This is a genomic window from Paracoccus luteus (assembly GCF_004522155.1).
Lineage (GTDB): Bacteria > Pseudomonadota > Alphaproteobacteria > Rhodobacterales > Rhodobacteraceae > Paracoccus > Paracoccus luteus.
The window spans coordinates 64,109-76,378 of sequence record NZ_SDEA01000006.1 but is presented as its reverse complement, the minus strand read 5'-3'; the positions used below and the strand labels follow the sequence as shown (position 1 = coordinate 76,378).

The window sequence follows — 12,270 nt, the reverse complement described above, 5'->3', positions numbered from 1 at the left end:
AGGCTTTCGCCCGCCGCCCGCGGAACGCCGCCAGTTGCACGACTGACGCGCGCTGGCGGCGCTGCGCGCCCCGCCGGGCGGCTGACGCCCCCCTCAAGGTCAGCGCTTTCGCCCGCCGCCCGCGCGTGGCAATGAGGCCTTGCCCGCCCTGTCCCGGAACGACCGTGATGCCCCGCAAGCCGCCCCGTTCCCCGACCGCCCCGCCGCGCGACGCGGCCGGGCGCAGCGCGGGCAAGGCCGCAAAGCTGTTCGTGCTGATGACGGTGCTGATCGACGCCACCGGCATGGGGCTGATCTTTCCGGTCATGCCCGACCTGCTGGAAGAGTTGACCGGGCAGGGTCTGGCCGGTGCGGCGGTCTGGGGCGGCGTGCTGGGCACGTCCTATGCCGCGATGCAGTTCCTGTTCGGCCCGGTGATCGGCAATCTGTCGGACGCCTATGGCCGCCGGCCGGTGATGCTGACCGCGCTGCTGGTGATGACGCTGGACTATGTGCTGCTGGCGCTGGCGCCGACGATCACGCTGATCCTGGTGGGCCGTCTGATCGGCGGCATCATGGCCGCGACCCACGCCACGGCTGCCGCCTATATGGCCGACATCTCGCGCCCCGAGGAACGGGGCCGCAACTTCGGCCTGATCGGGGCTGCGTTCGCGGTGGGCTTTGTCCTGGGACCGGTGCTGGGCAGCATCATGTCCACCATCGACCTGCGCGCGCCGTTCTGGACGGCGGCCGTGCTGGCGGGCGCGAACCTGATCTTCGGCTGGTTCGTCCTGCCGGAAACGGTGACGGATGCGATCCGCCGCCCGTTCACCTGGCGGCGCGCCAACCCGCTGTCCGCCTTTGCCGCGATCGGGCGGCTGCCGCGGATCGGGCCGTTGCTGCTGACATTCGCGCTGTTTCACGTCGCGGCCTATGTCTATCCCGCGGTCTGGAGCTTTTACGGCAAGGCCCGCTTTGGTTGGGATCCGCTGCACATCGGCCTGTCACTGGCGGTGTTCGCGGTGGCGATGGCGCTGGTCCAGGGGGTGCTGGTCGGCCCCGCGATCCGCCGTTTCGGCGTCTGGCGGACCGCGACCGCCGGCTTCCTGCTCGAGGTCGTGGCGCTGTGTTTCTATGGCGTCGTGACCGACCCGATGCTGGCCTTGGCCTTCATGCCGCTGGCGGCGATGGCGGGGCTTGGCGGCCCCGCGCTGCAACAGATCATGTCGAACCGCGCACCGCCCGGCCAGCAGGGAGAGTTGCAGGGCGTGCTGGCCTCGGTCGCGGCCGTCGCGATGGGGCTGTCGCCGCTGCTGATGACGGCGATCTTCGCCTTTTTCACGCGCGCGGGCGCGCCCGTCTATGCGCCGGGCATGCCGTTCCTTGCCGCCGCGGGGATGATGATCGTCGCAGTGGCGATCCTGGTCGCCACCCGACCCCGCCGGCGCGGGCTGGGGCTGGGGCGCGACCTGCGCGACGCCCGCCGCGCGGCCCGGCAGGCCGGCCGGCAGGACCGGCCCTGACGGGGCGCCGGGCTAGTCGTCGTCCTCGGCCCGTTCGGGCAGGTCGTCATGGTCCGTGGCGGCCAGATCCGCCAGCTCCGCCTCGGTCATGGTGTCGAACATCTGCCGGGATGCGCCCTTCAGATCGTCGGGGCTGGAGGAGCCCCGCTTGGCGGACAGGGCCGCGCCCGCGGCCCGCTGCTGCGCGCGCGACTGCGCCGGCATCGCTCAGGCCATCAGGCGGGACTTGACCACCGCTCCCGCCGCGCCGAAATCCATCTGCCCCGCGTGGCGTTCCCGCAGGCCCGCCATGACACGGCCCATGTCGCGCACGCCGGTCGCGCCCAGATCCGCGATCACGCGGTCCACAGCCTCGGCCATCTCGGCGCTGGTCAGCTGGCGGGGAAGAAACTCCTGGATCAGCGCGATTTCGGCCTGTTCCTTCTCGGCCAGTTCCAGGCGCCCGCCCTCCTCATAGGCGCGGGCGGATTCGTGGCGCTGCTTGACCATGCGCGACAGCAGGGCGATCAGGTCGTCGCCGCTCAGCCCGCCGTCGTCGCGGCCTTCGCCCCGCAGCGCGATCTCGCGGTCCTTGATGGCCGCGCCGATCAGGCGCAGCGTGGACAGCCGCGGCGCGTCCCTGGCCTTCATCGCGTCCTTGGTGGCGGCGGAAATCCGGTCGCGCAGGTCCATGTCATCCTCCGGCTGTGCTCGGTCCACCGTTGGCAAACACCCGCCGCCGGGTCAAGGCGCGGCGGTCCCGCGCTTGCGGCACTTGACCGCCCCGACCCCCTGCCTTAGCAGTCAGCCGATTTTTCCCGGGGGTTCCGTCATGGCAAACAAACCGACTGCCTGCCTTGCGCTGGCCGACGGCACGGTCTTTTACGGGCAAGGCTTCGGCGCCACGGGCGAGGTGGTGGCCGAGCTGGTGTTCAACACCGCCATGACCGGCTATCAGGAAATCATGACCGACCCCAGCTATGCGGCGCAGGTCGTGACCTTTACCTTTCCCCATATCGGCAACACCGGCGTAACGCCCCAGGACGACGAGGCCGCCGAGCCCGTCGCGTCCGGCATCGTGGTCAAGTGGGATCCGACCGAGCCGTCGAACTGGCGTGCGGCGTCCGACCTGGTGGACTGGATGGAACGGCGCGGCCGCATCGGCATCGGCGGCGTCGACACCCGCCGCCTGACCCGCGCCATCCGACAGCAGGGCGCGCCGCATGTGGTGCTGGCCCACAGAACCGACGGCCAGTTCGACATCGCCGCGATGGTGGCGCGCGCGCGCCTGGCCGGGGCTGGTCGGCCTTGATCTTGCGCGCGAGGTCAGCTGCGCGCAAAGCTATCGCTGGGACGACGGCGTGTGGGAATGGCCCGGCCAGTTCAGCGCCCCGCGCGCCGACAAGCCGTTCCGCGTCGTCGCCATCGACTATGGCGCCAAGCGCAACATCCTGCGCTCGCTGGTGCAGTCGGGGGCCGAGGTGACGGTCCTGCCCGCCACCGCGACCGCCGACGAGGTTCTGGCGCATTCGCCCGAGGGGGTTTTCCTGTCGAACGGCCCCGGCGATCCGGCGGCCACCGGCGAATACGCCGTGCCCATGATCCGGCAGCTGCTGGACCACGACCTGCCGATCTTCGGCATCTGCCTTGGCCACCAGATGCTGGCGCTGGCGCTGGGCGCGCAGACCGTCAAGATGAGCCACGGCCACCACGGCGCCAACCATCCGGTGCGCAACGTCGAGACCGGCAAGGTCGAGATCACGTCGATGAACCACGGCTTTGCGGTCGATTCGCAGACCCTGCCCGCGGGCGTGCTGGAAACCCATGTCAGCCTGTTCGACGGGTCGAACTGCGGCCTGCGCGTGGCGGATCGTCCCGTCTTTTCCGTGCAGTATCACCCCGAGGCAAGCCCCGGCCCGCAGGACAGCACCTATCTGTTCGACGGATTCGCGCAGGCGATGCGCGACGGCCGCCGGGGCTGACCGGCCGTCACGGACCGGCACGGGGGCGTTAACCGGGCCTTAAGACGTCATGCGGCAGAACAGGCGCATATCGCCTGTCCAAAGGTCGCCCATGTCCGTCACGCCGATTCGCCGACCCGATGCGCCAGCCGCCGACGCGCTGCCGGGCAACACGGTCCGCTTCCGCCCCCGTGCCGCGCGCGTTGACGACCGGCCCGCGCCCGCGGCCCCGGCCCGCGACCGCCGCCCGCTGGGCCAGATCCTGATCGAGGATGGCGCGGTCGCGCCCGGCGACCTGCTCAAGGCGCTTGTCCTCAGGCGCAGGCAGGCGGCGCGGCTGGGCGAGGTGCTGCTGGCGAACGGCTGGGTCAAGGAACCCGCGCTGGCCCGCGCGCTGGCGCGGCAGTGGCGCACCAGCCATGTCGACCTTGCGGCCTCGCCCCCCGACGCCCGGCTGATCGACATCGCGGACGCGGGCTGGTGCCTGAACAACGGCGTCGTGCCCTGGCGGCGGGTCGGGGGCGTGACTTTCGTCGCAGCGTCGCGCCCACATGATTTCGACGCCCTGCGCGCCCGGCTGGCCGGGCATTTCGGAACGGTGCGGATGCTGCTCTGCGAACCCAGCGCGGCGCGCGAGGCGATCCTGAACAGCCGCCGCACCCGCCTGATCCGCGCGGCGGAAAGCTGCGTCGCCCCCGAATTCAGCTGCCGGACGCGCAACGAACTGCGGCTGGGCCAGATCATGCTGGCGGGGATGGGCGCGCTGGCCGCCGGCCTTTGGTTCGCCCCCGTCGCGGTGCTGGCGCTGGTGACCGCGCTGGTGACGGCGACGCTGGCGGCCACCACGCTGGTCAAGGCGCTGGCCTTCCGCGCCACCGTCGCCGCCGACGCCGAGGCGCGACGCGCCGCCCTGCGCCCGCAGCCCGAGATGCTGGCGGAACTGCCGGTGATCTCGGTCATGGTGCCGATGTTCCGCGAGGAGGACATCGCCGACCGCCTGATCGGCCGCCTGTCGGCCCTGACCTATCCGCGCGAACTGACCGACTGCCTGCTGGTGGTCGAGGAAAGCGACGGCATGACCCGCGCCGCGCTGGCCGCGGCAAGCCTGCCGTTCTGGATGCGCGTGGTCACGGTGCCCGACGGGCCGATCCGCACCAAGCCGCGGGCAATGAACTATGCGCTGAACTTCTGCCGGGGCAGCATCATCGGCGTCTGGGACGCCGAGGACCGGCCCGAACCCGACCAGCTGCATCGCGTGGCGCGCCACCTGCATTTCGCCGACCCCCGGGTCGCCTGCGTGCAGGGCGCGCTGGATTTCTATAATCCCCGCACCAACTGGCTGGCGCGCTGCTTTACCGTCGAATATTCCGCGTGGTTCCGCGGTGTGCTGCCGGGGCTGGCCCGCATGGGGCTGGTCGTGCCATTGGGGGGCACGACGTTCTTCATCCGCCGGGCGGCGCTGGACCGGGCCGGCGGCTGGGACGGCTGGAACGTGACCGAGGACGCCGACCTGGGCGTCCGGCTGGCCCGCATGGGCTATCGCACCGAGATCGTCGACACCACCACGCACGAAGAGGCGAACTGCCGCGCCGTGCCGTGGGTCAAGCAGCGGTCGCGCTGGCTCAAGGGCTTTGCGATGACCTGGGGCGTCCACATGCGCGCGCCGTGCCGCCTGTGGCGCGAGCTTGGACCGGCGGCGTTCGTGGGGTTCCACCTGCAGATGTTCGCCACCGTGCAGCAGTTCCTGCTGGCCCCGGTGCTGTGGAGCTGCTGGCTGATGCTTGCCGGGCTGCCGCATCCGCTGGACGGCGCGGTCGGCCGGACCGCCACGGTGGCCGTGATCGCCCTGTTCATCGGGTCCGAGGCGCTGAACCTGGTCGTCGGCATCTGGTCGGTCCGCCGCACCCACCGCCACCTGATCCCGTGGGTCGCCACGCTGCCGCTGTATTTCCCGCTGGCCTGCCTGGCGGCGTGGAAGGCGGTGTATGAAATCGTGGTCAAGCCGTTCTACTGGGACAAGACGGCGCATGGCGTCTTCGACGCGGCCCCCGAGCCGGCGTCCTGCGAACCGGCCCCGGCAACGGATCGGGTTGCCCCCGGCCCGCGCCCCGTGCCGGTCCGCCCGCTGGCACTGGACATCGTGGCCGCCGCCGGCGCCGCGCAGGGCGGCGAGGTGGCTGACCGCCCGGTGCAGGTCATCGGAAAGATCGGCTGACCATGTGCCGGCGCCGCGCAGGGCGGCGAGGTGGCTGATCGCCCGGTGCCAGTCATCGGAAAGATCGGCTGACCATGTGCCAGCGCCGCGCAGGGCGGCGAGGTGGCTGACCGCCCGGTGCTAGTCATCGGAAAGATCGGCTGACCATATGCCGGCGCCGGGTTCCGCGGCGCGTGGCGGGTCGGGCGATGTTGATACGGGCGCTGTTCACGCTTTCCCGAACCCCCGCGCCGCACGGGCGCTGTCCGGGCAGCCCCAACGCCCGCGCGGCGCTGTTCAGACAGCCCCAACCCCCCGCCGCACCGGGCGCTCTGTACAAACAGCCCCAATGCTCGCGCGGCGCTGTTCAGGTAGCCCCAACCCCCCGAGGGCTGTTCACACAGCCCCGAACGCCCGCGCTATACCGCGGGCCTCGGGGCCAGTCAGCGCGCGGGGTGCCCGGCGTGTGGCCCCGCGTCGCCCGGCAAACCGGCCGCCGCCGGTTCCGCTCCCTCCAACGCCCTGTCGATGACGCCCGCCGCGCGCGATGTCACATCCGACAGCCGCCGGTCCAGCGCATCAAGGCTGTCCGATCCCGTCTCGCGCAGCAGCATCTCTTGCCCGCCCTGGCCGACGGTCGCCATGTTCAGCGGCTGGTCGGTCAACAGCCGGGCGCTGCAACGCAGCCGCCACAGAAAGCGATGCGCCTCGGCCAGCGTCGCGGCGTCGCCCGGCGCGATCAGCCCCGCACGCTGCCCCGCGCGCAGCTGCATCGCCGCGCCGCGCGCGGGCGAGCCGGCGCGCAGGGCCAGCGACTGCGCATAAAGCTCGATGTCCTGCAGCCTGCCGCTGCCGGTCTTGATCTCCCACGCGGCGCCGTCGGGGGACTTGGCGGCAAGAATGCGGCGGCGCATGTCGGCCAAATCGGGCAGCACCCGCGGATCGCGCCCCCGCGCGGCCAGCACGGCGACGCGCAGCGCCTCGACCTCGTCGGACAGCGACGGTGCGGCGTCAGGCCCTGCCGCCTGCGCACCGGCGCCCGACCCGGACGGCCCCTCCCCCGGCAACGCCCCTGCGGCGGCCGCTGCGGAAAGGCCGCCGTCCGGGTCAGCCAACAACCGCGGCCTGTTGGAAGACGTCCCTGCCCCGGCAGCGTCCGCCGCGGCGGGGTCGCCGTCCGCGTCAGCCGACAACAGCGCGCCGCCCGGCCCCTGCTCCGACGACGCCCCTCCAGCGGCCGGGCCGCCGTCCGTGTCACCCGACGCCGCAGCACCGCTTGTGCCGGGGATCGCGGCCACGACGCGGGCGCGCGTCAGGGCCAGGTGTTCCCATGTCCACGCCTCATCCATCTGATAGGCGCGAAACGACCCGACCGAGGTCGCGACCGGCCCCTGCCGCCCGGATGGCCGCAGGCGCATGTCCACCTCGTAAAGCCGGCCGGCCGCGGTCGGGGCCGACAGCGCCGTCACCAGCGACTGGGTCAGCCGCGCGAAATAGGGCCGGGACGCCAGCGGCCGCGGCCCGGCCGAGCCGTCGTCGCCCGCCGCGTCATAGATCACGATCAGGTCCAGATCCGATCCCGCATGCAGCAGCCGCGCCCCCATCGAGCCCATGCCCAGCACCGCCGCGCCGCGCCCCGGCGCAGCCCCGTGGCGGCGCGCGAAATCCTGCGCCACCAGCGGCGCCAGCGCCGCGACCGCGGCGTCGGCGATGTCGGCGTATTGCTGCCCGGCCTCGCCGGCCTCGACCAGGCCGCGCAGGTGGTGGACGCCGACGCGGAACTGCCATTCATGGACCCAGCGGCGGGCGGCATCCAGCGCCCGTTCATACCCGCCGTCGGGGGCCGCCGTCGTCGCCGCCAGCAGATCTGACAGCGCCTGCCGCAGCGTCTCGCCGCCGGGCCAGGGCGCAAAGAAGCTGCCGCCCAGCACGGCGTCCAGCACCTCGGGGTGGCGCGCCAGATGGGCGGCCAGCCGCGGCGAGGTGGCGCAGATGTCGCCCAGAAGGTCGATCAGCGACGGGTTCGATTCGAACAGCGAAAACAGCTGCACCCCGGCGGGCAGGCCGCGCAGGAAGCTGTCGAAGCGGCGCAGCGCCTCGTCGGGGCGTGCGGCGCGGTAAAGGCTGGTCAGGATCTTGGGCTCGATCCGGGAAAACACCTGCTGGGCGCGCCCCGACCGCAGCGCGGGATAGCCGCGCCAGCCGTCGACCATCACCTGCGCGTCGGACGTCAGCTCGGGGCGCCCGGCCTCGCCCTCGGGGGCGAAGAAATCGCCGGTCAGCGCCTCGACCCGGTGCAGCCGTTCGACCAGCGCCCGCGACCACGCCGCCGGATCGGCGCAGCCGTCCAGCGCCGCCACGACCGCCACCCCCTCGGCCGACGCGGGCAGGCTGTGGGTCTGGGCGTCGTTCACCATCTGGATGCGGTGTTCGATGTCGCGGTGGCGGCGATAGTGGCGGGTCAGCTCGTCCGCGACATCCTGCGGGATCCAGCCCTTGGCGGCCAGCGCCGCCAGCCCCGCGACAGTGCCGCGCGGCCGCAGGTCGGGGTCGCGCCCCCCCGCGATCAGCTGCCGGGTCTGGGTGAAGAACTCGATGTCGCGGATGCCGCCCGGCCCCAGTTTCAGATTGTGGCCCTGGGCCGCGATCGGCCCGTGCAGGCCCTTGTGGTCGCGGATGCGGCGGCGCATGTCCTGGGTATCCTGGATGGTGGCGAAATCCAGATGGCGCCGCCAGACGAACGGCCGCAGGTCGCGCAGAAACCGTTCGCCGGCCGCGATGTCGCCCGCGCAGACCCGCGCCTTGATGAAGGCGGCGCGTTCCCAGCTGCGGCCCTCGGCCTCGTAATACGACAGCGCCGCCGCGGCCGAGATGCAGACCGGCGTCACCGCCGCATCCGGCCGCAGCCGCAGGTCGGTGCGAAAGACATAGCCATGCTGGGTCAGGTCCGACAGCGTGGCCGCCGCCTTGCGGGTGGCGCGGATCAGCGCGCCGCGCACCTCGTGCTGGTCGGCGGGGCCATAGGCCGCATCGTCGTAAAGCACGATCAGGTCGATGTCCGACGAATAGTTCAGTTCGCCCGCGCCCATCTTGCCCATCGCCAGCGCAAAGATGCCGCCCGCGTCGGGGGCGGCCCCGGTGCGCGGGGCGGGCAGCTTGCCGCGGCGGATCTCCTCGGCGACATGGGCGCGCAGGGCGAGATCGGTGGCGCGGTCGGCCAGTTCGGTCAAGGCGCCCGTGACCTGTTCCAGCGACCAGGCCCCGCCCAGATCGGCCAGCGCCGTCCACAGGGCCACCCGCCGCTTGGCGCGCCGCAGCGCCGGGCCCAGGTCGGCCGGGGACAGCGCGTCCAGCCCCGCGGTTTCCCCGCGCACCACGTCGCCGCGGTCCAGCGCGGGCAGCAGCCAGTCGCCCTCGCGTGCGATCAGCCCGGCCAGATAGGGGCTGGACCCGGCAGCGCCCGCCACAAGGCGGCGCAGGGGCTCGGGCATGGGCGGCAGGCCGGCGGCGGCGGCGGCGCCGCGGGCAGGGTCGGCGGCAAGGGGAAAGCGGGTGATGGCGCTGGCGAAATCCATTGCGAGAGCCTTAGCCAAGGGGCTGGCGGGGTCAACGGCGCCCGGCGGCGCGCGCGTTTGCAGGGTCGGACTGTTGCCTTCGGGAATCGCGGGAAAACTGCGGCGAATGTTTGGCATTGTCCGCTTGGCGGGGCAGAAATCTGTTGTTACGGTCTGCGGGATCGTCCCAACTACGGTTCACAAGCCGTGTCCCTGCCTGCGTCCGCAGCCCTGTTGCCGTCCCCCACGTCGCCGGCCGCATCGGCCGGCATGGGCCGGGTGCGGGCCATGCCATTCATGGCGAAAGCGTCGCCGCCGGGGGCCGGATGATGCGTCATACGCTGCCCAGCGCGCCGCAGTTCTATGTGACGGCGCCCCAGCCCTGCCCGTATCTGCACGGACGGGCCGAACGCAAGCTGTTCACCGCGCTGACCGGCGACGGCGCGCGCGACCTGAACAACACGCTGTCGCGGCAGGGGTTTCGCCGGTCGCAGAATGTCGTCTATCGGCCCAGTTGCGAAAGCTGCGTGGCCTGCATGTCGGCGCGCATCCGGGTGCGCGACTTCCAACCCTCGCGCAGCCAGCGCCGGGTCCAGCGCCGCAATGCCGGGCTGGTCAGGGTCGCCACCAGCGCCTGGGCCACCGACGAACAGTTCGACCTGTTCCGCCGGTATCTGGACACGCGCCACGCCGACGGCGGCATGGCCGACATGGACATCTTTGAGTTCGCAGCGATGGTCGAGGAGACGCCGGTCCGCACCCGCGTCATCGAATACCGCGAACCGGGAACGGACGGGACGCCGACCGGCGCGGGCTCGCGGTTGGTGGCGGTCTGCCTGACCGACCTGCTGGATGACGGGCTGAGCCTCGTCTACAGCTTTTACGACCCGGCCTGGCGGGTCCACAGCCTGGGCACGCATGTGATCCTGGACCATGTCGCCATCGCGCGGGATGCGGGGCTGCCTTACGTCTATCTGGGCTATTGGGTGCCGGGCAGCCGCAAGATGGCCTACAAGGCGCAGTTCGACGCGCTGGAGATCTATAAGGGCGGCGCGTGGCAGGATCTGGGCGACCCCGCCCGGCATGAGACCGAGACCCATCCCCTGTCCGTGGACCCCATCGTCGAACAGGTCGCGCGCATCCACCTGCCGGGGATCTGAGACGTCGCGCAACAATGTTGCGCAAGAACGCCCGTTCCGCGCCATTTTTCTTTCCCGCGCCCGTTGACCCTGCCGGCCGGCTTGCCTAGTTTGCGGCGGCGCAGCGGGCAAATGCCGCCCTGCCGCATTTCTGGTGATGGAGAGTTGGGATGTCCCGAAGCATGACGGGTGCGAGGATGGTGGTCGAGGCGCTGCGCGATCAGGGCGTCGACACTGTATTCGGCTATCCCGGCGGCGCGGTCCTTCCGATCTATGACGAGATCTTCCAGCAGAACGACATCCGCCACATCCTGGTCCGCCACGAACAGGGCGCCGTCCACATGGCCGAGGGTTATGCACGGTCCACCGGCAAGCCCGGCGTGGTGCTGGTGACGTCCGGGCCGGGCGCCACGAACGCCGTCACCGGCCTGACCGACGCGCTGCTGGATTCCATTCCGCTGGTGGTCCTCAGCGGGCAGGTTCCGACCTTCATGATCGGCACCGACGGCTTTCAAGAGGCCGACACCGTGGGCATCACCCGCCCCTGCACCAAGCACAACTGGCTGGTGCGCGAAACCGACCAGCTGGCGCAGACCCTGCACCGGGCGTTCCACGTCGCCACCTCGGGGCGGCCGGGGCCGGTGCTGATCGACATCCCCAAGGACGTGCAGTTCGCGACCGGCACCTATGTCGGGCCGAAACAGGCCGACGTCGCCCGCTATCAGCCGGCGCGCAAGGGCGACATCGCCGCGATCACCCGCCTGGTCGAGCTGATGGAGCGCGCGCGCCGGCCGGTGTTCTATACCGGCGGCGGCGTCATCAACTCGGGGCCGGGCGCCAGCCAGCTGCTGACCGAACTGGCCGACGCCACGGGCTTTCCCGTCACCTCGACCCTGATGGGTCTGGGGGCCTATCCGGCCAGCGGCAAAAACTGGCTGGGCATGCTGGGGATGCATGGGTTGTACGAGGCCAACATGGCCATGCATGGCTGCGACCTGATGATCTGCGTGGGTGCGCGGTTCGACGACCGGATCACGGGGCGCGTGGCGGATTTCTCGCCCGGCTCGGTCAAGGCGCATATCGACATCGACCCCAGCTCGATCAACAAGGTCATCACCGTCGATCTGCCGATCCTGGGCGACGTCGGCCACGTGCTGGAGGATCTGCTGCGGCTGTGGAAATCGCGCGGACGCAAGACCGACACCGCCGGGTTGGGCGAGTGGTGGGACCAGATCAAGCAGTGGCGCGCGCGCGACTGCCTGGCCTATGCGCCCTCGGCCAGTGTCATCAAGCCGCAGCAGGCCGTCGAGCGGCTTGAGGCGCTGACCCGCGGGCACGACCGATACGTCACGACCGAGGTCGGCCAGCACCAGATGTGGGCGGCCCAGTATCTCAAGTTCGACGGCCCGAACCGCTGGATGACCAGCGGCGGGCTGGGAACGATGGGTTACGGCCTGCCCGCGTCCATCGGCGTGCAGGTCGCCCACCCCGACGCGCTGGTCATCAACGTCGCGGGCGATGCGTCCTGGCTGATGAACATGCAGGAAATGGGCACGGCGGTGCAGTTCCGCGCCCCGGTCAAGCAGTTCATCATGAACAACGAACGACTGGGCATGGTGCGCCAGTGGCAGCAGCTGCTGCACGGCGAACGCTATAGCCAGTCGTGGTCCGACAGCCTGCCCGACTTCGTCAAGCTGGCCGAGGCCTTCGGCTGCAAGGGCCGGCAGGTCAGCGACCCGGCGGAACTGGACGACGCGATCCGCGAGATGATCGACTATGACGGCCCGTTCATCCTGGACGTGCTGGTCGAAAAGCACGAAAACTGCTTCCCGATGATCCCGTCGGGCAAGCCGCACAACGAAATGCTGCTGGGCGACCAGGTGGCGGCCGAGGACATCGGCACCGCCATCCAGTCCGACGGCGCGGTCCTGGTGTAAGGGG

General features: G+C 71.3%; 7 protein-coding genes and 1 pseudogene. 5 read left to right on the top strand and 3 right to left on the bottom strand.

Annotated features, from left to right (window positions below):
* Positions 1 to 167 precede the first annotated feature (167 nt).
* On the top strand, positions 168 to 1,502 hold the full coding sequence (locus EPA64_RS09420) for an MFS transporter (RefSeq protein ID WP_134726072.1): 1,335 nt from the start codon (positions 168 to 170) through the stop codon (positions 1,500 to 1,502).
* Between the two features lie 12 nt (positions 1,503 to 1,514).
* On the opposite strand, the gene EPA64_RS09415 is transcribed toward EPA64_RS09420, so the two are convergent.
* Together EPA64_RS09415 and EPA64_RS09410 are read right to left on the bottom strand one after the other, a co-directional pair.
* On the bottom strand, positions 1,515 to 1,706 hold the full coding sequence (locus tag EPA64_RS09415) for a DUF3008 family protein (RefSeq protein WP_134726070.1): 192 nt from the start codon (positions 1,704 to 1,706) through the stop codon (positions 1,515 to 1,517).
* A gap of 3 nt (positions 1,707 to 1,709) precedes the next feature.
* Complete coding sequence (locus tag EPA64_RS09410) at positions 1,710 to 2,174, bottom strand: GatB/YqeY domain-containing protein (protein ID WP_134726068.1); 465 nt, start codon at positions 2,172 to 2,174, stop codon at positions 1,710 to 1,712.
* Between the two features lie 139 nt (positions 2,175 to 2,313).
* On the opposite strand from EPA64_RS09410, the pseudogene carA reads away from it, so the two are divergent.
* A pseudogene (gene carA, locus EPA64_RS09405) lies at positions 2,314 to 3,463 on the top strand (glutamine-hydrolyzing carbamoyl-phosphate synthase small subunit).
* Positions 3,464 to 3,554: 91 nt separating this feature from the next.
* Positions 3,555 to 5,657, top strand: a complete 2,103-nt coding sequence (locus tag EPA64_RS09400; protein WP_134726066.1) for a glycosyltransferase family 2 protein — start codon at positions 3,555 to 3,557, stop codon at positions 5,655 to 5,657.
* Between the two features lie 422 nt (positions 5,658 to 6,079).
* On the opposite strand, the gene EPA64_RS09395 is transcribed toward EPA64_RS09400, so the two are convergent.
* Positions 6,080 to 9,211, bottom strand: a complete 3,132-nt coding sequence (locus EPA64_RS09395; RefSeq protein ID WP_134726064.1) for a [protein-PII] uridylyltransferase family protein — start codon at positions 9,209 to 9,211, stop codon at positions 6,080 to 6,082.
* Positions 9,212 to 9,519: 308 nt separating this feature from the next.
* On the opposite strand from EPA64_RS09395, the gene EPA64_RS09390 reads away from it, so the two are divergent.
* Both EPA64_RS09390 and EPA64_RS09385 read left to right on the top strand, forming a co-directional pair.
* Positions 9,520 to 10,350 carry an arginyltransferase gene (locus tag EPA64_RS09390; protein WP_134726202.1) on the top strand — a complete coding sequence of 277 codons (831 nt, stop codon included), beginning with the start codon at positions 9,520 to 9,522 and terminating at the stop codon, positions 10,348 to 10,350.
* A gap of 149 nt (positions 10,351 to 10,499) precedes the next feature.
* A complete protein-coding gene (locus tag EPA64_RS09385; protein WP_134726062.1) occupies positions 10,500 to 12,266 on the top strand; it encodes an acetolactate synthase 3 large subunit in 1,767 nt (588 codons plus the stop codon).
* Positions 12,267 to 12,270 lie beyond the last annotated feature (4 nt).